Source organism: Janibacter sp. CX7 (genome assembly GCF_024362365.1).
GTDB lineage: Bacteria > Actinomycetota > Actinomycetes > Actinomycetales > Dermatophilaceae > Janibacter.
This window is the reverse complement of the sequence record NZ_CP101464.1, coordinates 3,110,864-3,134,296: the sequence shown is the minus strand read 5'-3', so window position 1 is coordinate 3,134,296 and position 23,433 is coordinate 3,110,864. Positions and strand designations below refer to the sequence as shown.

The 23,433-nt window shown below is 73.7% G+C and carries 22 protein-coding genes; 12 read left to right on the top strand and 10 right to left on the bottom strand.

Going from position 1 to position 23,433, the window contains the following annotated elements:
• Window positions 1-37: 37 nt before the first annotated feature.
• Both NMQ01_RS15460 and NMQ01_RS15455 read left to right on the top strand, forming a co-directional pair.
• Window positions 38-1,168: an FAD-binding oxidoreductase gene (locus NMQ01_RS15460; protein WP_255184780.1), complete on the top strand. Its 1,131-nt coding sequence runs from the start codon at window positions 38-40 to the stop codon at window positions 1,166-1,168.
• A gap of 133 nt (window positions 1,169-1,301) precedes the next feature.
• On the top strand, window positions 1,302-1,640 hold the full coding sequence (locus NMQ01_RS15455; RefSeq protein ID WP_255184779.1) for a TraR/DksA C4-type zinc finger protein: 339 nt from the start codon (window positions 1,302-1,304) through the stop codon (window positions 1,638-1,640).
• Window positions 1,641-1,718: 78 nt separating this feature from the next.
• Here NMQ01_RS15455 and NMQ01_RS15450 read toward each other — a convergent pair whose 3' ends face one another.
• Both NMQ01_RS15450 and NMQ01_RS15445 read right to left on the bottom strand, forming a co-directional pair.
• Complete coding sequence (locus NMQ01_RS15450; protein ID WP_072625908.1) at window positions 1,719-2,603, bottom strand: aldo/keto reductase; 885 nt, start codon at window positions 2,601-2,603, stop codon at window positions 1,719-1,721.
• 171 nt (window positions 2,604-2,774) lie between these two features.
• Window positions 2,775-3,407, bottom strand: coding sequence for an alpha/beta hydrolase (locus NMQ01_RS15445; RefSeq protein ID WP_255184778.1), 633 nt, complete (start codon window positions 3,405-3,407; stop codon window positions 2,775-2,777).
• A gap of 219 nt (window positions 3,408-3,626) precedes the next feature.
• Between NMQ01_RS15445 and NMQ01_RS15440 the strand changes: the two genes are divergently transcribed.
• The gene (locus tag NMQ01_RS15440) at window positions 3,627-6,923 is read left to right on the top strand and encodes an SNF2-related protein (protein WP_255184777.1); all 3,297 of its coding nucleotides are present in this window, start codon (window positions 3,627-3,629) and stop codon (window positions 6,921-6,923) included.
• 79 nt (window positions 6,924-7,002) lie between these two features.
• On the opposite strand, the gene NMQ01_RS15435 is transcribed toward NMQ01_RS15440, so the two are convergent.
• Window positions 7,003-7,347: a DUF2200 domain-containing protein gene (locus NMQ01_RS15435; protein WP_255184776.1), complete on the bottom strand. Its 345-nt coding sequence runs from the start codon at window positions 7,345-7,347 to the stop codon at window positions 7,003-7,005.
• 77 nt (window positions 7,348-7,424) lie between these two features.
• Between NMQ01_RS15435 and NMQ01_RS15430 the strand changes: the two genes are divergently transcribed.
• A complete protein-coding gene (locus NMQ01_RS15430) occupies window positions 7,425-7,709 on the top strand; it encodes a hypothetical protein (protein WP_255184775.1) in 285 nt (94 codons plus the stop codon).
• Window positions 7,710-7,719: 10 nt separating this feature from the next.
• On the opposite strand, the gene NMQ01_RS15425 is transcribed toward NMQ01_RS15430, so the two are convergent.
• Together NMQ01_RS15425 and NMQ01_RS15420 are read right to left on the bottom strand one after the other, a co-directional pair.
• Window positions 7,720-8,814, bottom strand: a complete 1,095-nt coding sequence (locus NMQ01_RS15425) for a hypothetical protein (protein WP_255184774.1) — start codon at window positions 8,812-8,814, stop codon at window positions 7,720-7,722.
• Window positions 8,811-9,917 (bottom strand): hypothetical protein, encoded by a 1,107-nt coding sequence (locus NMQ01_RS15420; RefSeq protein ID WP_255184773.1) that lies wholly within the window; start codon window positions 9,915-9,917, stop codon window positions 8,811-8,813. The genes NMQ01_RS15425 and NMQ01_RS15420 overlap by 4 nt, the downstream gene beginning before the upstream one ends.
• Before the next feature lie 127 nt (window positions 9,918-10,044).
• Between NMQ01_RS15420 and NMQ01_RS15415 the strand changes: the two genes are divergently transcribed.
• From NMQ01_RS15415 to NMQ01_RS15395, 5 genes are all read left to right on the top strand, one after another.
• Entirely contained in the window at window positions 10,045-10,653 is a 609-nt protein-coding gene (locus tag NMQ01_RS15415; RefSeq protein ID WP_255184772.1) for a TetR/AcrR family transcriptional regulator, read from the top strand.
• The gene (locus tag NMQ01_RS15410) at window positions 10,650-12,194 is read left to right on the top strand and encodes an MFS transporter (RefSeq protein WP_255184771.1); all 1,545 of its coding nucleotides are present in this window, start codon (window positions 10,650-10,652) and stop codon (window positions 12,192-12,194) included. Before NMQ01_RS15415 ends, NMQ01_RS15410 begins: the two co-directional genes overlap by 4 nt.
• A gap of 148 nt (window positions 12,195-12,342) precedes the next feature.
• The gene (locus tag NMQ01_RS15405) at window positions 12,343-13,119 is read left to right on the top strand and encodes a HEAT repeat domain-containing protein (RefSeq protein WP_255184770.1); all 777 of its coding nucleotides are present in this window, start codon (window positions 12,343-12,345) and stop codon (window positions 13,117-13,119) included.
• A 29-nt stretch (window positions 13,120-13,148) separates the two neighbouring features.
• Window positions 13,149-15,044: a hypothetical protein gene (locus NMQ01_RS15400; protein WP_255184769.1), complete on the top strand. Its 1,896-nt coding sequence runs from the start codon at window positions 13,149-13,151 to the stop codon at window positions 15,042-15,044.
• Window positions 15,045-15,061: 17 nt separating this feature from the next.
• Window positions 15,062-15,370 (top strand): GNAT family N-acetyltransferase, encoded by a 309-nt coding sequence (locus NMQ01_RS15395; RefSeq protein ID WP_255184768.1) that lies wholly within the window; start codon window positions 15,062-15,064, stop codon window positions 15,368-15,370.
• Between the two features lie 5 nt (window positions 15,371-15,375).
• Here NMQ01_RS15395 and NMQ01_RS15390 read toward each other — a convergent pair whose 3' ends face one another.
• The 3 genes from NMQ01_RS15390 to NMQ01_RS15380 form a co-directional block, all read right to left on the bottom strand.
• Window positions 15,376-16,785: an NAD(P)/FAD-dependent oxidoreductase gene (locus tag NMQ01_RS15390; RefSeq protein WP_255184767.1), complete on the bottom strand. Its 1,410-nt coding sequence runs from the start codon at window positions 16,783-16,785 to the stop codon at window positions 15,376-15,378.
• 40 nt (window positions 16,786-16,825) lie between these two features.
• Entirely contained in the window at window positions 16,826-17,308 is a 483-nt protein-coding gene (locus tag NMQ01_RS15385) for a cupin domain-containing protein (protein WP_255184766.1), read from the bottom strand.
• Window positions 17,309-17,429: 121 nt separating this feature from the next.
• Window positions 17,430-17,819, bottom strand: coding sequence for an ankyrin repeat domain-containing protein (locus tag NMQ01_RS15380; RefSeq protein ID WP_255184765.1), 390 nt, complete (start codon window positions 17,817-17,819; stop codon window positions 17,430-17,432).
• Between the two features lie 193 nt (window positions 17,820-18,012).
• On the opposite strand from NMQ01_RS15380, the gene NMQ01_RS15375 reads away from it, so the two are divergent.
• Entirely contained in the window at window positions 18,013-19,584 is a 1,572-nt protein-coding gene (locus NMQ01_RS15375) for a serine/threonine-protein kinase (RefSeq protein WP_255184764.1), read from the top strand.
• Between the two features lie 41 nt (window positions 19,585-19,625).
• On the opposite strand, the gene NMQ01_RS15370 is transcribed toward NMQ01_RS15375, so the two are convergent.
• The gene (locus NMQ01_RS15370) at window positions 19,626-20,816 is read right to left on the bottom strand and encodes a winged helix DNA-binding domain-containing protein (protein WP_255186393.1); all 1,191 of its coding nucleotides are present in this window, start codon (window positions 20,814-20,816) and stop codon (window positions 19,626-19,628) included.
• Window positions 20,816-21,472, bottom strand: a complete 657-nt coding sequence (locus NMQ01_RS15365; protein ID WP_255184763.1) for a class I SAM-dependent methyltransferase — start codon at window positions 21,470-21,472, stop codon at window positions 20,816-20,818. The genes NMQ01_RS15370 and NMQ01_RS15365 overlap by 1 nt, the downstream gene beginning before the upstream one ends.
• A 139-nt stretch (window positions 21,473-21,611) precedes the next feature.
• On the opposite strand from NMQ01_RS15365, the gene NMQ01_RS15360 reads away from it, so the two are divergent.
• Both NMQ01_RS15360 and NMQ01_RS15355 read left to right on the top strand, forming a co-directional pair.
• Window positions 21,612-22,709: an excalibur calcium-binding domain-containing protein gene (locus tag NMQ01_RS15360; protein WP_255184762.1), complete on the top strand. Its 1,098-nt coding sequence runs from the start codon at window positions 21,612-21,614 to the stop codon at window positions 22,707-22,709.
• 141 nt (window positions 22,710-22,850) lie between these two features.
• Window positions 22,851-23,432, top strand: a complete 582-nt coding sequence (locus NMQ01_RS15355) for a class F sortase (protein ID WP_255184761.1) — start codon at window positions 22,851-22,853, stop codon at window positions 23,430-23,432.
• The last annotated feature ends 1 nt before the right edge of the window (window position 23,433 follow it).

Genomic DNA, 23,433 nt, shown 5'->3' with positions numbered 1-23,433 from the left:
GGCATATCGCACATCCCTAACAGATCGAGGAACCGCGATGACAGGAACTGACGACGACGTTGCCACGACGCGTTCACCCGAGGTAGCAGTGATCGGGGGCGGGATCGTCGGTCTGTCGACGGCGTACGCGCTGCGGGAGCAGGGCGTTCCGGTGCGCTTGTACGAGGCCGGTGTGCCCGGCACGGGTCAGTCCGCAGGCGAGTCGCGGATCTTCCGGCATGCCCACGACGACCCGCGACTCGTCGCTCTCGCGCGCGAAAGCCGCGGCGTATGGGATGAGTGGGCCGAACACTTCGACGTCGAGCTGGTCTCATCAGACGGTGTCGTGGCGATCGGCGACAGCGCTCTGGCGCGGCTGCGGGTGCTTGACCAGGTCGGCGGCGTGGAAGCGCACGAGATCGATGCAGCGGAGCTCGCCCAGCGAATGCCGCTGCTCGCTGGGTACTCGGGGCCAGCGGTGCTCGACGAGTCGGGCGGGGCGATCCGCACCCGCACCGCGATCACGGCACTCGCGGGTGCCCTCGAAGATGCCGTCACCACCGCAGAGGTCATCTCCATCGATCCCCGCGCCGATGGGACGGTCGAGGTGCGCAGCGTCGCCGACCGGGCTGTCTACTCCAAGGTGGTCGTGTGCGCCGGCCGCGAAACCGCCCGCCTGGCCCGCAGCGTCGGCCTGTCGCTGCCGGTTCGCCTTGCCGCACACGTCCGGCTGACCTTCGACGTGAAAGCGGCCGCCCCGGCACGAGTCGCGTGCCTGCAGGACAGCAGCGGCGTCTTCGGCGAAGTCGGTGTGTACGCGGCGCCGCTACCGGGCAACAGCAGTTATTCGGTCGGACTCAGCGAAACCGTCGGCGTCCGCGACGACGGAACGTTCATCGACCCTGCGGCGATTCGATCGCTGGACGAACGCGCACGCGAATACGTGACACGGGCGCTGCCCGGTCTCCACCCAGAGCCGCGCGACTTCCTTCACTGCTGGGTGACCGACCTCCCATGGAGCGAGGACGGCGTGGCCGTGTGGGAGGCAGGCTCTGTCCTTTTTGTGGCCGGTCACAATCTGTTCAAGCAGGCACCTGCGCTGGGTCGTGCTCTTGCCCGGGCTGCGACCGGCGGCGGTCTCAGGGGCGAGCTCACGCCCGACGCGCGCCTCGGCGAAGCCCAGGACTAGTGGCCGGTGACCCACGGATGCGGCGCTGCGCCAGCCCGAGAGGCTTGACGTCCTGGCGTCGAAGCTCCCCAATCCGACCCCACCTCCGGGGGCAGCCCGCCGACCTGTAGAGGGCGGGTGCCATGATGCGTGGATGCCTGACCCACGGACACTTCTCGACGCCGATAGAAGGGAGACCCTCGCTCGTCTCGCGACCCTCACCGGCGACTTCGACGCGCTCGTCGAGGCCAGCGAGGGGAGCAACGCCGACGACGAGCACGACCCGGAGGGGGCGACGATCGCCTTCGAGCGCTCGCAGGTCGATGCGCTCGCTCGGCAGGCCCGCGAGCACCTCCGCGAGATCGACGCTGCTCTGGCCCGCCTCGACGCAGGCGACTACGGCACCTGCGAGCGGTGCGGTCGCCCCATCTCGGCGGGTCGGCTCGAGGCGCGACCCACGGCGCGGACCTGCATCGATTGCGCTGCCCGCTGACCGCAGGTGATGCGGATCAAGGACATCCCGCGTGCGCGAGCACGCGGGATGTCTGTGTCTCATGGGCCACGCGGCCCATCATGCCTCCGGGATCTCCCGGCCGAAGCTCTCCAGCGTGATGTCCTCCGGCTCGGGGCCACCGCGCTTGCCGGTGTCGAGGCCGTCGATGGCGGCCAGCTCGGTCTCGGAGAGCTCGATGTCGAAGACGTCGAAGTTCTCGGCGATCCGCGCGGGAGTCACGGACTTCGGGATGACCTGGCGGCCCTGCTGCAGGTGCCAGCCGAGCATGACCTGCGCGGGCGTCTTGCCGTGTGCGTCCGCGATCGAGCGGATCGTCTCGTTCTCGAGGGTGCTCGTGTGGCCGGAGTCCCGGTAGAAGGTGATGCCGCCGATCGGGGACCACGCCTGGCTGACGATCCCGAGCTCGTTGTTGCGGTCGAGCAGCGCCGACTGGCGGAAGTACGGGTGCACCTCGATCTGGTTGACGGCCGGCACGACCTCGGTCTCCGCGAGGAGCCGGTCGAGGTGCTCGTGCATGAAGTTCGAGACGCCGATGGCGCGCACCCTGCCGTCGGCGAGCAGCCGCTCCAGCGCTCGGTAGGCGCCGATCGTCGTGTCGAACTCGCCCGGCAGCGCCTGGTGCAGGATCAGCAGGTCGATCTGCTCGACGCCGAGCTTGCCGGCGCTCTTGTCGAAGGAGTGCAGCGTCTCGTCGTAGCCGTAGTCGCTGATCCAGATCTTCGTCTCGACGAAGACCTCGTCGCGGGCGAGACCGGACCGGCGGATCGCCTCGCCGACCTCGCGCTCGTTGCCGTAGGCGGCGGCCGTGTCGATGTGCCGGTAGCCGATCTGCAGCGCCGTCTCGACCGCAGCGATCGTCTCGTCCGGCCGGGTCTGGAAGACGCCGAAACCGAGAGCCGGGATGGTCACGTCGTTGTTCAGGGAGATCGTGGGGGTGCTCATGTCCTCGACGATAGGACCCCGGCCGGCGCTGGGGGAGTGCCTGCCTGTCGGGGTACTGGCCTTCCCCCCTTCGCCTCAGCGGAGCAGACTGATCCGCCGCAGCCACGCCCCGGGCCTCGACGACCTCGTCGACGCGGTGACCGCGCGCTGCGCGGGGGTCTGACGCGACCGTCAGGCGGTGACGTCCTCGAGCCAGGCCGACAGGGCCTGCCGGCTGGCGGCGGTGAGGTCGTGCCCACCCGGCTCGCGCAGCGCCGTCGTCGTGGCGCCGGACTCGCCGGTGAGGTAGTTCCACGTCCGGTCGAGGAGTTCGCGGGGGATGACCTGGTCGGTGTCGCCCTGGATGACGAGCGTCGAGGTGCCCGCGAGTCGCTCCGGCGTGGTCGGCAGGCCCGCGTCGAAGGGCATCGTCGCGAAGAGGATCGCCCCGCCCACGAAGCGCTGGGGGTCGGCCAGCAGGAGCCCGCCGGCGAAGGCGGCGCCACCGCTGAATCCGACGAGCACCACGGGGCGGCCCTCCGGGGCCACGTCGTCGAGCCAGGCGCGAAACCACGCCATGGTCGCGGCGAGCGACTCGGCGACCGGCCGGCCGATGCCACGGTTGGCGAACCACGCGAAGCCCCCACCCTCGGCGATCGGTGCGCGCACCGCAGCGTATTGCAGGCCCTGCGGCAGATGCGGAGCGAGCGAGATGATCTCGCCCTCGTGCGACCCGCGGCCGTGCAGCAGCACGACGAGCGGCGCGTCGGGATCGCTCGGTCCGTGGGTGACGACGACGGGCTCGGGGAAGGCGTGGGTGGCCATGGAGGGCTCCTGGGTAATAGTTGTTACGTCAACCAATCTACCGCATGGCGAAGGGGGACGTCGCGTCGTCGGGCGGCGCGAGGCCACGGCTGGGTCCACAGGCGGGGAGTGCGGTGGGTGCCTGTCCACAGGCGGCGGTCGTGGTGAGGCGGTGACGGGGTACCGGCCTACGGTGGGGGCATGCCGATCCTCCCTTCGTCCTCGTAGCGGGGCTGACCCGTGGTCTGGGACGTCGAGTCCGCCACGTGGGTCCGCGGGCTGAGCGACGACGAGATCCTCGCCGCGACGGACGAGGGGTCCTTCGAGCGCGGTCTCGACTACGCGGAGCGTGGCATGGTCCAGCAGGTGGCGACGCTCAACCGGGGCCGGGTCGTCGTGGCCAAGGTGGCCGGCTCGGAGCGGGACACCTACCAGACCATCGTCTCCCTGCGCAGCGACCCGAGGGATGCCGTCGTCGAGTGGGGCGCCCGCTGCAGCTGCCCCGTGGCCCGTGACTGCAAGCACGCCGTCGCCGTCGTGGTCAGCGTCCGCGAGGTCCTCGGCGGATCTGCGGGCGGCGTCGAGCCGAGCCCGCCGACCCGGCCGTGGGAGGACGCGCTCGCGCCGCTGGCTCGCGACCCCGACCCGGAGCCCCTGACCCAGGGCGCACCCGTCGCGCTCGTCGTCGAGCGGGTCCAGGCGCCGCTGCACACCTGGGGGCGGGAGCGGGCCCCCCGGCTCCGGCTGCGTCCGACCCGCCGCACCAAGGCGGGCCACTGGGCGAAGAAGTACTCGTGGAGCGAGCTTCTCCAGCCCAACCCCTACGCCGCGGTCGGGGTGCGCGAGGGTCACCGCCGCGCCGTGAGCGCGCTCTTCGCCCTCTACGAGGCGCACACCGGCATGCGCCGCCACTCCTACGGCTCGGGCGGCGACGTCCACGTCGACGCACTCGGGCCCAGCGTCTGGCTCGCGCTGCGGCGGGTCCGCGACGCGGGCGTCGCCCTCATCGCGAGCGAGGCCGGCGACGAGGTCGAGCTGCTCGACGAGGCGGTCGAGGTGGTCCTCGACGTCACGGCTGTCGACGAGGGGCTCCTGCTCCGCCCGTCGATCGACGGTGCCGGCCCGGACGCGGGTGATCTCCAGCTCGTCGGCGAGCCGGCGCACGGAGTCGTCTGGGCCGAGGTGGGCGAGGACGGTGAGCGGATGCGGTTGGCGCCCTTCGGTGCCGAGCTGACGCCCGAGCTGGGTGAGCTGGTCGCCGGCCGCGACATCGTCGTGCCCGAGGCCGACGTCGAGCGCTTCGTCGCCCTCTTCCTCCCGCGGCTGCGGGAGCGGGTCACGGTCATCTCCTCCGACGACAGCGTCGACCTGCCGCTGCCGGAGCCGCCGCAGCTGCACCTCCACGTGCGCCGGGACGGTCGCGGCGTGCTGCTCGACCTGGGCTTCGCCTACTCGGCGGGCGGGAGCACCCATGTCGTCGGTGCTGACGAGCAGGGGTCCCTCCCGCGCGATCGCCGGGCCGAGCACGCCCTGCTCGAGGAGCTCGAGCCGCTCGCCGACCTGCCGGGCGCGCGGATCCGGTCTCCGCACGGCTGGCGGCTGCGCTCGCCGATGCGGCTCCACGGGCCCGCGGCGATCCTCGCCCTCACCGTCGTCGTGCCGCGGCTCGACGACGACCCGCGCTGCATCGTGGTCGTCGACGACGACGTCCCGAGCTTCGAGGAGCTCGACGCCGAGCCCGAGGTCTCGCTGCACGCGGCGAGCGAGGACGGCGGCTCCGACTGGCTCGACCTGCACGTGCGGGTCACCGTCGGCGACGTCGAGGTGCCCTTCGAGCCGCTCTTCGCCGCGCTCGTCGCCGGCGAGGAGATCATGCAGCTCGAGACCGGCGAGTGGTTCCGGCTCGACCACCCGGTCCTCGACGACCTGCGGGCGCTCATCGAGGAGGCTCGGGCACTCGTCGAGCCGGAGGCCGGCGAGGTGCGGCTGAGCCGGTACCAGGTCGACCTCTACGACGAGCTGGCGGCGATCGCCGACGTCGAGGTCGAGCGCGATCACGCGTGGCGCTCGGGCGTCGAGACCCTCCGCGAGATCGACAGCCGCCCGGTGCCCGAGGCGCCGGCCTCCCTGCGGGCGACCCTGCGGCCCTACCAGCTCGAGGGCTATCACTGGCTGAGCACGCTCTGGGACGCCGGTCTCGGGGGCGTCCTCGCCGACGACATGGGTCTGGGCAAGACCGTGCAGGCCCTGGCGCTGCTCGCCCGCGCCCACGAGGCGGGCGAGCTCGACCGGCCGGTGCTCGTCGTCGCCCCCACGAGCGTCGTCGGCACGTGGGCCAGCGAGGCCGCGAAGTTCGTCCCCGACCTCGTCGTGCGTACCCTGCCGCAGACCCACCGCCGCCGCGGCGCGTCCGTCGCCGAGGCGGTCGACGGCGCCCACCTCGTCGTCACCTCCTACGCCGTGCTGCGCATCGACGCCGCGGAGTTCGCCGAGGTCGACTGGCGCGGCGTGATCCTCGACGAGGCGCAGTTCGTCAAGAACGACCGCTCCAAGACGCACCAGGCCCTGCGGCGCCTGTCGACCCCCTTCGTCCTCGCGGTGACCGGCACCCCGCTGGAGAACTCGCTCATGGACCTGTGGTCCCTCTTCGCGCTCGCCGCACCCGGGCTCTACCCGCGGCGCGACCGCTTCGGCGACCTCTACCGCAAGCCCATCGAGTCCGGCGAGCAGCCCGAGCTGCTCGACCGGCTGCGCCGCCGGATCCGCCCGCTCATGCTGCGTCGGACCAAGGAGGAGGTGGCGATCGACCTGCCGCCCAAGCAGATCCAGGTCCTGCCGGTCGAGCTCACCGCGACCCACCGGCGCATCTACGACCGACACCTGCAGCGCGAGCGAAAGCGGGTGCTCGGGCTGCTCGACGACCCCGACGCCAACCGCGTGGCGATCCTTGCCTCGCTGACTCGGCTGCGGCAGCTGAGCCTCGACCCCGGTCTCGTCGACGACGAGCACCGCGGCCAGGGCATCTCGGCCAAGCTCGACGTGCTCGTCGAGCACCTGGGCGAGCTGGCCGTGGAGGGCCACCGGGCGCTCGTCTTCAGCCAGTTCACCGGCTTCCTCGCGATCGTGCGCGAGCGGCTCGAGGCCGAGGGCATCACGACGAGCTATCTCGACGGGGCGACGACCGACCGCGCGAGCGTCATCGACGGCTTCAAGCAGGGCGAGCAGACCGCCTTCCTCATCAGCCTCAAGGCCGGCGGTGTCGGCCTGACCCTCACCGAGGCCGACTACGTCTTCGTCCTCGACCCGTGGTGGAACCCCGCGGCCGAGGCCCAGGCCATCGACCGGGCCCACCGCATCGGGCAGGACAAGCCGGTCATGGTCTACCGCCTCGTGTCGACCGACACGATCGAGGACAAGGTCGTCGACCTGCAGGAGCGCAAGCGCGACCTCTTCGAGCGCGTCGTCGACGACGGCGGCGCGCTCTCGGGGGCGATCACCTCTGCCGACATCCGGGCCCTGCTCGATCCGAGCGACTGACGCCGACGCACGCCACCCCACCCGCGGGTCGAGGGGGTACGGCCGACACGGCGCGGTGGGCGCTGGCCCCGACGTGGGCTCAGGCCGAACGCAGCACCTTGTCCATCGCCTTGCCCTTGGCCAGCTCGTCGACGAGCTTGTCGAGGTAGCGGATCCGGCGCATCAGCGGGTCCTCGACCTCCTGCACCTTGACCCCGCAGACCGAGCCGGTGATCAGCTCGGCGGCCGGGTTGAGCTGCGCCTGTCCGAAGAAGTCCTCGAAGGTCGTCCCCTCGGCCAGGTGTCGCTCGAGCGCCGCCTGGTCATAGCCGGTGAGCCAGCGGATCACCTCGTCGAGCTCGTCCCTGGACCGCCCCTTGCGCTCGACCTTGGTCACGTAGTGCGGGTAGACGTCGGCGACGGCCGTGGTGAAGATCCGGTGCATGTCGCCAGCCTAGGGGCCGCCCCCGGTGGCTACGGTGGTCGGCGGACGGGCAGGGTGCCCGGCGAGAGGGGTGGGTCATGCGGGTTCTTGCGGTCATCGTCGGGGTGCTCTTCATGCTCCTCGGAGCATTGACGATCGCCTTCTCCTTCGCCTACATGCACGACTCCCGCAGCTCCACGGACTCCTGGACGTGCACGACGACCGAGACCGGGTCGTCCTGCGGCGCCGACGCCGACAGCGTGCAGGACATGATCGTCGACGCCAGCCTGTCCAACACCTTCCAGATCATCGGCGCGACCCTCTTCGTCAGTGGCTCGGTGCTCAACGCCGGTGCCGTGGCCGCCTCCGGCCGTCGCGCCTGAGCGAAGGGGGTCAGCCCCGCCCGAGCTGGTAGCGACCCGAGACCCGCACCGTCGTCGGCATGGTCGCCCCGTCGAGTCGGAGCGTGCGCGCCACCGAGAGCTCGCGCGGCGTCGCATCGTCGTCGACGGCGAAGACCGCATAGCCGGGGCGGGCGCTGGAGTACGTCTCCCCGCCCTCGAGGCCCTCGGTGCGCTCCGGCTCCTGCCCGTCCAGGCGGAGCGAGAGGAAGGCGACGCCGGTGACGCTGCGCGGCGTGCCGTCGCGGTCCACGACGTATGACATCGGGGAGGGGCGGACGGCGACCCCGGTCCAGTGCCGCCCCTGGCCTGCCCAGCCGAGCTCGTCGTCCCAGGCGTAGGGGGCCAGGGGTCCGGTCGTGAGGGTGGCCCGGCGGGCGTAGGGCCGCCACGCGGCGTCGGTCCGCAGCTGGCACGGTCGGGAGTCGGGGCACGGCACGTCGACCCGCCGCGGGCGGACTGCCAGTCCTCCGGCGGCGCCGCGGTCCAGCTCTCCGGTCGCCACGTCGAGGCGCTGGGTCACGCCGTCGAAGGTCACCTCGACGGCGAGGTCGTCGACCTCGGCGTCGACGGCGACGAGCGTTGAGGTGCCGGTGCCCGTGGCCTCGGCGGCCAGCTCCCGTCCCGTCCCGTCCGCCAGGTCGATGCGTCTCCCGCCGGCGACGAGGCGGATGCCGATCTCCTGCTCGCCGACCTCCTGACCAGCGGCGTTGTCGACCGGCCGGGCCAGCCACGAGACGGGGACGAGGCGGGCCGCGTCATCGGCGCGCACGGGCGCCGTGTCCGACCAGTCGCGGTCGGCGCCGAGGTCGACGAGGCTCGCGTCCATCTCGCGCACGGGTCGGCCCACCTGCAGGTCCACGGCCGTGCCGGGGACGAGCACCTCGTGCGGCTGCCCGTTGTGGACCCGCGACTGGAGCGACAGCCGGTCGCCGGCGGCGAGGACGTGTCGGTGGTCGGCGCGCCAGCCAGCGGCGAGGTTGCTGGCGAAGGCGGCCGCCGCCAGTGCCGCACAGACGGTGGTCCAGAGCTGCGCGCTCGTGGCGGGGCGTCGGGCGGTGCGGCGGGCGAAGGGGGCCCGGGTCACGACAGCCGCCCTCCCTCGACGTCCCAGACGAGCCGCAGCGTCTCCCGGCCCGTCGCGAAGGGATCGCTCGGGACCGCCTCGATGTCGAGCGCCGCGGCCAGGTCCGGGTTCGTGCCCTCGTCGACCTCGAAGACGAACATCTGGGGGTCGTCCGGGTCCTGGATCGCCAGGGTGCCGGAGTTGAGGTCGTTGACGTCGACGGGGCCGGCGAGCGGCTCCTCGCCGCCGAGGCGCGCGGAGAGGGTGGTGGCGGAGCTCCAGCTCTCGTCATCGGTCCGCTCGACGTCGACCGTGCGGTCGAGGGTCAGGAGCACGGCGACGTACTCGCGTCCCCGAGGGGCCCAGCCCAGCCCGTCGACGTAGGGCACGCGCAGCACTCGCGTCACGGTGCACGCCGTCTCACGGGAGTAGTCCTCCAGCTCGAGGTCGGAGGAGTCGGCGCGGCGGCTGCGGCCGCAGTCGATCTCCGGTTCGTCCTGGAGGCTCGTGGCGGCGGGCAGGTCGGCGAGTTGTGCGGCTCGGCCGAGGTCGGCGGCGCCGTCGCTGCCGACGACCTGCTCCTCCCCGTCGACGGTGACGACGAGCTCCACATCGGTCGGGGCGCCGTCGACGGCCACCCATCGCGTTCCGGTGGCGTTGCTCCACGCGGTCTCGGGGTCGAGGCGGAAGCCTCCCGGGCGATCGCTCAGCGGGTGGTCGACCCCGTCGGCGCGCACGGAGACCTCGACCTGCGTCGCCAGGGGGCGGCGGATCCCGACGAAGGGCACCTGGTCGGTCGGGCTCGTCAGGTCGACCCTGACGAAGCTCCCTCCCTCGGGAGGTGCCACGTCTGCCGGGGCGCCGGAGATGTCGGGCAGCTCCGGCTGCGCTGCTGCGACCGCGACGTCGAGATGTCGCCACGGGAGCTCCAGCCGGACCTGGTCGGGCAGGGGCTCCTCGGCGTAGGGGGAGGAGAAGACGTCACCCGGGCTCGCCTGCGGACGCGAGTCGCCGTCGCCGTCGAGGCCGGTGACGGCCCAGGCGAGGCCGAGGGCCAGTGCGGTGCCGCTGGCGAGCGCGGTGGCGGTCGACCACAGCGACGGGAGCTCGGCAGCGCGCGACATGTGGACACCTTCGTGCAGTGCCGGTGTGGTGGCAACGGGGAGGGCTCCCCGCGGGCGACTTGGCGTTCCCCCCTTCGATCCTGTACACATGTACATGTACGGATGTACAACAACAAAGGGAGGGGCCGTGGGCTCCACGCAGGACCGGCCGGCACCCGGACGACGTGACCCGGAGGGGCGCCGCCGCGCGATCATCGAGGCGGCCGCCGAGCTTGTCGTCGAAGGGGGCGCCGCCTCCCTGACCCACCGCGCCGTCGCGGCCCGGGCCGGGGTCTCGCTCGGCTCCACGACCCAGTACTTCGGCTCGCTCGACGAGCTGCGTGAGCTCGCCCTGCAGTCGCTCTCCGACCTCATCGACGCCGGCCTGGCCGAGGTCGAGGCGCAGCTGCTGCCCCTCGACGACGCCCCCGAGCGGCTGGCGCGGGAGATGCACGGCTTCCTCGCCGACGAGCGGGCGGTGCGCGCCGACCTCGAGCTCGTCCACGCCGGGCTCGGTGACGACCCGCGGCTGCGCGAGCTCGCCCTGCGGTGGACCGACCGGCTCGTCGAGATCCTCTCCCGCCACCTGGACCCGCCCGTCGCCGAGGCGATCGGCCTGTACCTCGACGGCGCCACGCTGCACGCCGGGCTGCACGACGAACCGGTCTCCGCCGAGGCGATGGCCGCGGTCTTCCGCCGGCTCATGGCCGCCCCCACCACAGCCACCACCACGACCGAAGGGAGTGACCCCCGATGAACTCCACCCTCACCTCCGCGACCGCCCCGGTGTCGACGCGCCGCGCCTGGGCCGCCGTCGCCGTCCTCAGCGCGAGCCTGCTCGTCATCACGATGGACATGACGATCCTCAACATCGCGTTGCCGGACATGGCCGCCGAGCTGCGACCGACCGCCAACCAGCAGCTGTGGATCGTCGACGTCTACTCCCTCGTCCTCGCCGGGCTGCTCGTGCCGTGGGCCGCGGTCGCAGACCGGTGGGGCCGCCGACGGATGCTCCTGCTCGGCTACGCGATCTTCCTCGTCAGCTCGCTGCTCGTCCTCGTCGCCGACACCGCTGAGGCGGTCATCGTCCTGCGCGCCGTGCTCGGCATCGGCGGCGCGATGATCATGCCCAACACGCTCTCGCTCATTCGCGTCATCTTCACCGACGCCGGGCAGCGGGCGACGGCCCTGAGCATCTGGGCCGCCGTGTCCGGGCTCGGGGCGGCCGTGGGCCCGCTCGTCGGCGGCTTCCTCCTCGAGCACTTCTCCTGGCACGCGGCCTTCCTCGTCAACGTGCCGCTGATGATCGCCGCGATCATCGCCGGCGTGCTCGTGCTGCCGGAGTCGCGGGTCGAGGGCGCCGGCCGGTGGGATGTCACGGCCGCGGTGCTCGCGCTCGTCGGCATGGTCGCCTTCGTCTGGTCGGTGAAGTCCTTCGGCAAGGAGGCCAGCCTCGTCCACCCGCCCGCGCTGCTGGCGCTCGCGGTCGGCCTCGGTGCGCTGACGATCTTCGTGCGGCGCTGCCTGCGCAGCGATGCGCCGCTGCTCGACGTCGGCCTCTTCCGCAGCCGTCCCTTCAGCGCCGGGATCATCGCGGCGCTCGGCACGACCTTCGCCATGCTCGCGGCGCTGCTCCTGCTCACCCAGTGGCTGCAGCTCGTCGAGGGCGCGAGCCCGATCGAGTCGGGGATCAAGCTCATCCCCGTCGCGCTCGCCGGGGCCGTCGCCTCGCTCGCCGCGCCGCCGCTGGCCCGGGTCATCGGGGCACGGGCCGTGCTCGCCTCGGGGCTGGTGCTGGCGGGGGTCGGGCTGCTCGCCGTCGGGCTCGGACCCGACGAGCTGACCTACCCGCTCGTGCTCACGGCCATGCTCCTCGTGGGTGCCGGCACCGGGTCGCTCGCCATCGCCTCGGCGATGGTCATGATGGGCTCGCCCGAGGACAAGGCCGGCAATGCCGGTGCGCTCGAGGAGACCTCCTACGAGCTCGGCGGCACCCTCGGAGTCGCGATCCTCGGCAGCGTCTCTGCGCTCGTCTACCGCACCCACCTGCAGGAGTCGCCCGCTCTGGAGCAGGCCGGCCCGCAGGCGGCCCGGGCCGCCGAGGACTCCCTCGGCGCAGCGGTGGCGACGGCCGACGAGCTCGGCCTGCCGAGGCTGGCCACCGACGCCGGCGCCGCCTTCGTCGACTCGCTGCAGGTGGCCGGCCTCGCCGGCGGGACGCTCATGCTCGTCGTGGCCGCCGCGGTCTTCGTGCTCACCCCGCGCGGCACCGACATCTCCGGCGCCACCCACGGCTGACCCCCAACCCTGCAAAACCCTAGGGTTTTGCGAAGTTGCTCGCCCCCAACCCTGCAAAACCCTAGGGTTTTGCGAAGTTGGGGAGGGGTCGTGGGTGTGCAGTGCCGTTTGGCCACGCGAAGGGGAGGGGCGGGTAGCGTCGAGCCACGTGAGCGAGACACCCTTCGACCAGGCCCTGCAGGCGGCACGTCACGACGACCCGTCGGTCCGGCAGCGGGCCGCCCTGTGGCTCGGCACCCACGCCGACGAGAGCGTCGCCGCCGACCTCGTGCGGCTGCTCGTCACCGAGCCCGACTTCTACGTCCGCGAGACCCTGACCTGGGCCGTCGTCACCCGTCAGGCGGAGACCTACCCGCTCCTCGTCGAGGCCCTGCACGACGACGCCCTCGCCGAGGGGCCGGGCCGGGTCCAGGTGCTCCACGCGCTGAGCAAGATCCGCGAGCCCGCTTCGGTCGCCGAGATCCTGCCCCTGACCGACGACGCGGACGATGCCGTCGCGGCCAAGGCGTGGTGGGCGCTCGGCCGGATCCACACGCCCGGCGCCGTCGCGGCGCTCGTCGACCACCTCGGGGTCGAGCAGGACTTCCGTCGCCGCGAGCTGACCCGAGCCCTCGAGCAGGCCGGTGAGGCCGCGGTCGAGGGGCTGGCGACCCGGCTGCGCGAGGACCCCGACCTCTCCGTGCGCCGTCACGCCGCCGAGGCGCTCCTCGCGATCGGCGACCCGGCCGCCCGCGAGGCTGCCACCGACCTCCTCCACGCCGTCGAGCGCGACGACAAGGAGGTCGTCCTGCCGGCCATCGAGGCCCTCGCCGAGCTCGACCTGCCCGAGGTCGACGGCGTGCTCACCCGCCTGCGCGACGGTGACGACGCCTGGCTGTCCATCACCGCTGGGTGGTTGATCACGGACCGCGCCGACAGGGCCTGAGCCGCACCGCCGCACGCTTGGATGGACCGATGGCCACCTCGACCCGTCCGCGGCTGCTCCCTTCGCTCCTCGTGGCGCAGGCGCTGCTCGTCGCCTCGCCGATCGCCACGCTCGACAACCTGCTGACATCGCCGCGCGCCCTCGGCGCCCAGGCACGGCGGGCGGACCTGCCGGCGACGATCGCGTCGGGCCTGCCCTTCGTCGTGGCGCTGCTGCCCGTCGCCATGGTCGCGGTCGCCGTCGCGGTCCGCCGCCGCACCCCCGGCTCGTGGATCGGCGCCGGCATCGTCTCGACCCTGGCGCTCGTCATCGCGATCGCCCCCGGCCAGCGCGGCATGACCACCGCGGCCCCGCTCGTGCACGGCATGCTGCTCGGGATCGTCGCTGCCGCAACGCTGCTCGTGCTGTGGCGGGCCCGCGGCGAGCGCACTCGCGAGCACGGTCGCTCGCGAGCCGGCCGGGTCACCGTCGCCGCCGCCCTGGCCTGGCTCCTCGCCCTCGCAGCCGTCGGCGCCACCCGCGACACCATCCCGATCGGCCCCATCGGCGCCGCCCTCAGCCCCGACCTCGAGGTGTCGTCCACGACCCCGACAGCGCCGCTCGACGGCGAGCCGGCCGCCCAGGGGCGACACCTGGCCGCCAACCCCGACAGCAACATCCACGGCGACGCGGCGATGACCGATGCCTACACCGACCGTGAGGTGCTCGACCCCCGCGGCGCCCGGGTCATCCGTCGTCACCTCGGCGGCGTGTGCGCCTCGATGCTCTTCGACGAGCACGTCCGCATCGTCGCGGTGTGCGTCAACGCCACCCGGGTGACGCTCAACGTGCTCGACCCGGACTCGCTCGAGGTCCTCGCCCGGGAGCACGTCGCCGACCGGCCCTTCCGCGCCGACTTCGCGACGAACTTCGCCGGGGGCGGATACGCCGTGCTCGACGACGAGCAGCGGGTCGTGCTGCCCACCTCCGACGGCCGGATCACCCGCTGGTCGGTCGCCGACTCCTCGGGCGAGCCGGCGATCGAGGCGGTCGACGAGTTCGACGTGACGTCAGGTCTGGCCGAGGGCGAAGGGATCAACTCCGCGGTGCCGGGCACGGACGGCGAGATCTGGGTCGTCGGCCAGCTCGGCTCCGTGGCCGTGCTCGACCCCGAGTCCGGCGACGTCGGCTCGACGCGCTTCGAGGACGCCGACATCGAGAACTCCTTCGCCGTCGGCAGCGACGGACGCGCCTGGGTCGTCACCTCGCGCGAGCTCGTCGCCCTGCGCGCCGACGGCGCCACCCCGCAGGTCGCGTGGCGGCAGACCTATGACGCCGGCACCCGCCGCAAGCCCGGCCAGACGAGCCGCGCCTCCGGCACCACGCCCTCCCTCCTGCTCGGCGAGCGCTACGTCGCCATCACCGACAACGCCGACCCGCGGATGCACGTCGTCGTCTACGACACGCGGCGGGGGCTGGGCAGCCGGGAGCACTGCCGGGTCCCGGTCTTCGCCCCCGAGCGCAGCGCCACGGACAACTCCCTCATCGCCATCGGGTCCTCCCTCTTCGTCGAGAGCAACTACGGCTACAACCTCTTCGACGCGACCTTCGGCCGGTCCACCGAGCCCGGCATGACCCGCATCGACGTCACCGACGACGGCTGCGAGCGGGTGTGGGCCAACGACCAGATCCGTACCCCGTCGGTCGTCTCCAAGGGCACCCGGGCGGGGGTCATCGCCACCTACACGAAGGGGGAGTCCGTCGCCGGCATCGATGCCTGGTACTTCACCGCGGTCGACGCGACGACCGGCAAGGTCATGTGGCGCCGGCTCGCCGGGACCGGTCCGATGGTCAACAACCACTACGCGGCGATCTACGTCGGACCCGACGGCGGGCTCTACGTCGGCGCGACCGGCGGCATCGTCGCCCTGCGCCCCCGGGCCTGAGCCCTACGCTGAGGACCATGGCCGACGTGACGATCACCCACCGCCCCGACGAGTCGCGCTTCGTCGCCGAGATCGACGGCGCCACAGCGGGTTTCGCCGAGTACCAGCTGACCGACGACCTCTACGTCTTCACCCACACCGAGGTCGACCGCGCCCACGAGGGCCTCGGCGTGGGTGGTGCCCTCGCCCGCGCCGCACTCGACCACGTGCGGGCCGAGGGCCGGCGCAAGGTGCTGCCGGTCTGCCCCTTCATCGAGGGCTGGATGGCCCGGCACCCCGACTACCAGGACCTCCACTTCAAGGCGCGCTCGACCGCGACCGACTGACCGGCTCAGGGGCGACGCAGCTCGACCGGCAGGGCCTCGAGCAGGCGCAGCCACACCTCGCTCGCGTCGGGGAAGCTCGGCACCGCGTGCCGCAGCAGGTGGACCGGCACCTGCCCGGTGATCGCGATCGTCGCCGCGTGCAGCAGCTGCCCGGCGTCGGTGCCGACGAAGGTCGTGCCGAGGACGAGCCCGGTGGTCCGGTCGACGACGAGCTTCGCCCGGCCGGGGGCGTCGTCGCGCAGCAGCGCGGCCCCGCCGACCTGCGCGAAGGGGACTTCCGCCACCTCGACGTCGTGCCCCGCCTCGCGGGCCCCGGCCTCGGTCATCCCGACCCGCGCCACCTGCGGGTCGGTGAAGACGACCTGGGGGACCGGCACCCCGTCGGGCACCGGGAGCGGCTCGCGCCCGGTGGCCGCGGCTGAGATCGCGTCCCCGACCACCCGCGCGCGGTACTTGCCCCAGTGGGTCAGCGGCGCCTCGCCGCTCGCGTCACCCACCGCGTGGAGCCACTCGGGCAGCCGCCCCTCGAGCACGTCGTCGGGGGAGAGGCCGACCGCGTCGAGGCCGACATCGCCCAGTCGGGGGCGGCGCCCGGTCGCGACGAGCACCTCGTCGGCCTCGACCTCGCCGTCGTCGGTGACGACCGTGACCGGGCCGCCGTGGACGCGGCCGACCCCGGTGTCCCGAGCGTCCGGCCGGCGGCAGCCGGTGGCCGACGTCGAGAGCCGCACGTCGACCCCCTTCGCCCGAAGTGCCTGTGCGACGACGCTGCCCGCGAAGGGCTCCTGACCGGCGAGGAGGGTGTCGCCCCGCACGAGCATCGTGACCTCGCTGCCGAGGGCGGCCATCCACGTCGCGGCCTCGACGGCCACGACCCCACCACCGACGACGACGAGCCGCCCCGGGACCTCGGCGACCGCGGTCGCGTCACGAGAGCCCCACGGGTGCGCGTCGGCGAAGGGCGGCGGGACCACCGGCTCGCTGCCGGTGGCGATGACCACCGCGCGGCGGGCCCGCAGCCGGAGCGGGCCGTCGTCACCGGTCACCTCGACCTCGCGCTCGCCGACGAGACGAGCGTGGCCGCGCAAGGCCGTGATGCCCAGGCCCTCCGCCCAGCGGACCTGGCCGGAGTCGTCACGGCCGCCGACCCAGGTGTCGCGGCGGGCGAGCAGGCCCTCCGGTTCGACCTCGGCGGTGGCCACCCCCTGCAGGTGGGCGGTGGTGTCGGCGACGGCGATCGGGCGCAGCAGCGCCTTGCTCGGGATGCACGCCCAGTAGGAGCACTCGCCGCCGTAGAGCTCGCCCTCGACGAGCGCTGCGGTGAGGTCGGTGCCCTCGATGGCGTACTGCGCGACGTTTTCGCCGACGGGTCCGGCGCCGATGACGACGACGTCGTACTCGTGGGTCTCGGGCATGCTGGCTCCTCGGGTGGTGGGGTGGCCGGGCGAAGGGAGGTCAGACCCAGTAGGTGTCGTGCCGGACCATGAACTCGGCGCGCTGCTCCTCGGTCATCTCCTCGCCGCGGGCGAGGGTCTCGAAGTAGTCCTCCCGCGGTGCCCCGGGGGCGAACATCAGCAGCATCGACGCGTGGTCGGACCCGCGGAAGCCGTGCACCCCGCCCTCGGGGACGTAGAGGAAGTCGCCGGAGGTCGCGGTGACCCACTCCCGGCCGTCGAAGAGGCGCACCTGCCCGGACAGGACGTAGAACTGCTCGGAGAGCGCGCGGTGGAAGTGCGGGTCGGGCCCGGTCTCGGTGTCGCCGAAGGTCCACCGGTAGAGCCCGAAGCGGCCCTCGGTGCGCTCGCCCCGCGCGAGGTACTCGCAGGTCCCGCCGTTGCGATAGGTGATCTCCGGCGGCTCGTCGGCGCGGCGCACCCAGGCGCTCGCCTCACCGTCCCCGGAGTAGGTGTCCGAGGGATATCTCCGGATGAGGGACATGGGTCCGGTCTACCACCGCCGGGCCGAGGCGGCCAGAGCCCACCGTCCGTCCGGTAACTCCGCAGGACCCCAGGGTCTTGCAGAGTTGGGCGAAGGGAGGAGCCGTCGCCGAACGAGCGGGTCACCGCTCGAGCAGGCCCTCCTGGCCGAACATCTGCGCCGTCGCCCAGGCGCTCGGCGTGCCGGCGTCGGGGTCGGCGCCGTGCTCGAGCAGGGCGGCGACGACCTCGGGCTCAGCCTTGAAGACGGCGCCGGCCAGAGGTGACTGGCCGCGGTCGTTGAGCGCATCGACGTCGGCGCCGCGGCGGGCGAGCTCGCGCACCGTCTCGGCGTGCCCGTGGTAGGCCGCGAGCATGAGCATCGTGTTGCCGGCGGGGTCGCGCAGGTCGACGGGGGCGCCGGCCTCGACATAGGCGCCGAGCCGCTCGGCCTGCCCCTCGCGGGCCCAGTCGAAGAGCTGGTGGGCCAGCTCGATCGCGGCGTCGTCGGGGCCCGGGGTCTCGTCGCTCATGACCCCAGTCTGGACCGCGCGGCGCAGGCGAGCACCGGGGGCGCCGGCTCCGCCCTCGGCCCACGCGGGAGCCGGGACGCGGGCGGGCCTTCCCGGCGGCGGGCGCAGCGCCTACGGTGGTAGCTGCGGGCAGTCAAGGGGACCTGTCGGAGCCGGCTCCGACGCAGCCCGCGTGCGGGAGGAGGGCGGAGCCATGAGCGAGCCTGCCCCTCTCGTGGCCGGCCGCTACGAGCGTGGCCCGGTCTTCGCCGGCAGTGCAGGGGCCGGAGTCGCCGGCGGGCGCCGCGAAGCGAACGAACCCACCGGGCGGTCGTGGCTGGCCCGTGACACCGTCCTGCAGCGTCGAGTGCTGCTCAAGGAGCTCGCCGCCGAGCCGGAGCGGGCCGACGAGGCCTTGCGCGTCGCCCGCACCGCCTCCCGCCTGAGCCACCCGCACCTCGTCGCGGTCTACGACGTCGTCACCGACAGCCAGCCGCCGCTCCTCGTCCTCGAGCTCGTCGACGGCCCGACCCTGACGGCGCAGGTGCGTGAGCAGGGTCAGCTGCGCCCGCACGAGGCCGCCGTCCTCGGTGCCCAGCTCGCCTCCGGCCTCGCGGCCGTGCACCGCGCCGGCCTCGTGCACGGCGGGGTCGGCCCGTCGAGCGTCCTCATCGGTGCGGACGGGGCTCCCAAGCTGACCGAACCCATCGACCACGACCCCACCCTCACCGGCGAGCGTGGCCGGTCCGCCGACGTGTGGGCCCTCGGCACGACCCTGCGGGCGGTCCTCGCCGGCGGCGGTCGCGGCACCGAGCTCGGCGCGGTGCTCGCGGCGATGACAGCCAAGGCTTCCTCCCGCCGCCTGACCGCCGACGAGGCCCACCGCCGGCTCGCGGACCTCGCCGACGAGCCGGAGGTCGACCCGGCGGTCGGCTTCGGGCTCTTCCCGTGGGCGGACGACGAGCCCGACGAGACGGTGGTCATCCCACGGAGCGAAGGGGGCTCCCGTCGCCGCGCGCAGCCGGTCACCGGTGTGGGCGCCGCGGGTGGCGCGGCCGGTACGGGCGGCGCGGCAGGGGCAGTCGGAGCGGCGGGTGCAGTCGGAGCGGCCAGCGCGACAGGTGCCATGGGCGCGGCCACAGGCGCCGGAGGGACCGGCGGTGCCACCGGCGTCGTGGCCGGCGGAGGCGCGGCCGCCTCCCTTCGCCCCGGTGCGCGCCCGCGGCGGCGTCGCGGTGCCGGCCTCCTCGTCGCGGGTCTCGTCGGCGCGGTCCTGCTCGTGGCGGGCGCGGCCTTCGCCCTGACCCGCGAGGCGGACACGGCGATCCCGGTCGAGGTCACGACCACGACGACGAGTGACACGACGACCACCGGGACGCCGACGCGGACCTCGTCGACGAGCTCGACGACCACCCCCGCGCCGACCACGACGGCCCCGGTCGCACCGCCTCCGACGACGACAGCGCCGCCGGCCCCCACGACGACGCAGGCACCACCGCCGACGACCACGAGCGCCCCCCGGTCCACGTCGACGACCCCGTCGCTCACCACGACGACCACCACGTCGTCGTCGACCTCGACGTCGTCCACGACGGTGCCGCCGTCGTCCTTCACGGTCGCGCCGCCGACCACGACGACGCCCACCTCGACGACCCCGACGAGCACGCAGCCCACGACCACGGTCCCGACGACAGAGCCCTCGACGCCCCCGGCGACGAGTGACCCGACGACGCAGCCGTCCTCCGGCGGCTCGACGAGCCCGGCCCCGCAGACCTCCGCCCGATAGCCGGCGCCCCGGCCGATTGCGGCGCGTCGGCGCCCCGCGGCCTAGGGCAGCGCCTCCCCCTTCATCAGCCGCGACGAGTAGACGTTGGTGATCCGCACGCCGTCGAGCCAGGCGGTGAGCCGCTCCGCCTCGACGGCGAGAGCGGACCTCCCTTCGGTCCCGAGGTCGGTGCCCGGGCACTCGACGACCGACACGACGCCGTCGTCGTCCTGCACCCACGCGCCGACGATGCGGCCGTCCCACCAGGCCGTGGTGCCGCCGTTGCCGTTGCTGTCGAAGAGCAGCTCGCGGTGGGAGGGGTCGAGGTACCAGTCGCGGGCCTTCCACCCCATCGTCGTGGGGTCGAGTGTCGGCAGCAGGGCCGCCCAGGGGCCGAACTCGGCGACCGGCTCGAGGTCGTCGGGCAGCAGCCACCCCGTGGCGCCACCCTCGAGCCCCACCTCGACGGCGCCGACGTCCGCGAGGGCCGCGCGGGTGGCCCCCTTCGTCGCCCCGAGCCACCACTGCACGTCCTCGGTCGTGCCGGGACCGAAGCGCTCCAACCACCGGCGCACGAGCTCGGTGTAGCCGGTCGCGAGGTCGGGGACCGCCGGCTCCTCGCCGAGCCACGCGTCCATGAGGGTCCACGCGGGCTTCGACAGGCGCCAGTGACCGGCATTGGGCCCGCGGGTGATCCGCCCCTGCGCCCCGAGCCAGGTGAGCACGCGCGGCGCGAGGTTGAAGGTGCCGCCGTAGCGCTTGCCCTCGTTGATCGTGATCGCCCCGGAGAGCTCCGGCAGCTCGGCACGCAGGGCGGCGGCCGGGAGGGCCTCGCCGCCGGCCAGCCGTCGCTCCACCGCGGCTCCCGCCGTCTCGAGCCAGGCCGCACCGTCGTCGGCGATGCCGTGCCGCGTGGCGTCGCGGGCGACGAGCCGGTGCTGCTCGGGCGCGATCCGCTCGCGGGCCACGGCGAGCGCGGCGGGCAGCAGGTCACGGGGGAAGGCGAAGAGCGTGCGGCGCATCGCCAGCTGCTTGACGATGCCGCGGTCGTCGTAGAGCACCGTGTCGACGTCGAAGGGGGTGACCCCGGTGGTGCGGGCGCCGACGGCCAGGTGCACGGTCGCGGCCTCGGTCGCGTGCAGGCAGACCACCGAGCGGGCCGCGCCGACGACGTCGGGTGCGTGGTGGTCGGGGTGCAGTGCGTGCCGTGTCGCCAGGCGGGCGCGGCGCTCGGCGTCGCCGACGGTGCGCATCACGCCCGGCGGCCGACGGCGAGGAAGACCGGGTAGTCGCGGTCCTGCTTGTGCACGTGGCCGGCATCGCCGACGGTCACGTCGACGAAGCCAGCTGACGCGAGCCGGCTCGCGACCTCGGCGCGGTCGAAGCCGTGGTGCCCGCCGAAGTCGTGGTCGTGGAAGCTGCCGTCCTCGCGGTCGAGATCGGCGACGGCCACCCACCCACCGGCGTCGAGCAGCTCGGCGAAGCCGGCGAGGACCCGGTCGAGCTCCCCGACGTGGTGCAGGACGTTGGAGGTGACCACGAGGTCGAAGCGCTCCGTGGGCACCGGCTGGGTCTCGAGGTCGAGGTCCCACACGCGCGTCGGGGACGGCAGCGTGCCGCCGGCCACCTTGTCGGCGAGCACCTGCCGCATCCCCGAGGAGCTGTCGGCAACGGTCACCTCGACCTCCGGCAGGCGCGGCAGCAGCGCCGTGGTCACGAGGGCGGTGCCGGCGCCGTAGTCGAGCAGCCGCAGCCGCGGACGAAGGGGGACCCGCCCCGCGATCGCCGCCGCCACCTCATTCGACTGGCGCACCTTGTCGGGGTCGTCGTCCCAGGTCGCGGCCGTGTCGTCGAAATGCTTCGCGTCCCCGTCGTGCCGGTGGCCGTGCTCGTTGTCCGCTTCGCCCATGGCCCCACCCTGCCAGCAGCCACCGTCAGCCAGCACCTTGCGAAGGGGGCTTCCCGCCCGGCCCGGGTGGGTATATCTTCCGACCATCGGCGCGCCCGTGGGGGAGCGCCTTCGCCGTTTCGTCATGGGGAGAGCAGACGTGCGCACCACCATTGCCAGGACCACCATCGCCGGACTCGTCATGTCGGGAGGCCTCGCGCTGACCTTCGCCACACCGGCGACGGCCGCCGTGCCGAGCACCCTGTGCGACGCGGGCACGACCTTCGCCGTGACGAGCGCCGAGGGCGTCGACGCCGCGCTCGTCAGCTCGGTGCGCGAGGCGCTCACCGCTCGCGGGCTCTCGGCGGCCGACGGCGACGCCGACGTCACGGCCGTCATCGCGCCGGCGTCCGAGGTGACGAAGGGCGGCGACGCGTCCGTCATGGCCGTCGCGCTGATCGCGGGTGAGCCCGACCCGTCCGCGACCGTGGAGGGGCGCGACTGGGCCCGGGCCGCGTGGACCGACGGGGCGACCCCGGTCAACACGCTCCTCGACGCCTCGTGCGGGGCGGTTGCGCCCGACACGGCGGACGACGCCCCGGCCCAGGACAGCGAGACCGACGGCTCCGTCCCCGCCGCTGCCGAGAAGGCCTCGGCGGCGGACGCCCAGCAGGCGGCACCGGTCGTGGCGCCCCAGGCCGCTCCGGCCGCTGCCCCGCAGGTGGCCGCCCCGGCTGCTGCGCCCCAGGCGGCTGCCCCGGCAGCTGCTCCTGCTGCGCCGGCGGCCAAGGTCCCCGCGGCCAAGGCTCCGGCGGCCAAGGTGCCGGCTACCAAGGCTCCGGCGGCCAAGGTGCCGGCGGCCAAGGTGCCGGCTGCCAAGGTCCCCGCCGCAAAGGCCCCCGCCGCCGCGCCGAGCCGGTCATCCGTCACCGTGTCGGCCTCGTCGGCCGCACCCTCCGTCACGACCGCTGACAAGGACTGCCCCGACTTCTCCTCCCAGAGGGAGGCGCAGACCTTCTTCACCCTCCACGGTGGCCCGGCCATGGACCCCCACCGCCTCGACGCCGACAACGACGGCATCGCGTGCGAGACCTACTTCGGCACCGACGGCTCGGACGCGGCGGACCGCACCCAGGCGCGCACGATCAACGCCGGTGTCCCCGACGTCGCCGGACCCAACACCCTGGGCCTCGTCGGTGGTGGCCTGCTGCTCCTCAGCGGCATCGGTGTCGCCGTGCGCGCCCGTCGCGCGGACTGATCCGGCGGCAGCACCCTGAGACGACTCGCCCTGCTGCTGCTCGCGCTCGCCCTCGTCGTCGGGGGTGCCGGGCTCGTCTGGTGGTCGCTCGCGGGAGGGGAGGAGCCCGCGGCGGCGCCGGTCCCCAGCCACACCTTCGCGGTGGCATCGCCGACCCCGGACCCGACCCGCACGGCGACCGTCGCCCCGATCCCGGACGACTCGACCTCGTCCTCCAGCGCCTCGGCCAGCACCTCGACGAGCGCGAGCGAGGGCCTGGTCATGTCGCCCGACCGGATGGGGCCCGAGCGCCTCTACGTGCCCTCGCTCGGGATCTACGCCAGCCTCGACGGGGTGAAGTTCAGCGGCGGGTCCCTCGACATCCCGCGGGAGCCGTGGCGGGTCGGTCGCGACGTGTGGTCCGCCCCGCTCGACGCGGGCGCGGGCACGACCCTGCTCGCGGGGCACGTCGACCTGTCGGGGACGCCGGGCGCTCTCGCGCGGCTCAGTGACGCCCGTCCGGGAGCGCTGGTCCACGTCACCGACGGTGCGGGTCGTCGGTCGACCTTCGTCACGACGAGCCTGCAGAGCTACTCCAAGGTGTCCTTGCCCCGCTCGATCTTCGCGGTCGACGGCCCCCGCCAGCTCGCCCTCGTCACCTGCGGCGGCCCGGTGATGACGATCGACGGGGAGCAGCACTACCGCGACAACGTCGTGCTCACGGCGGTGCCGGCGAGCAGCTGAG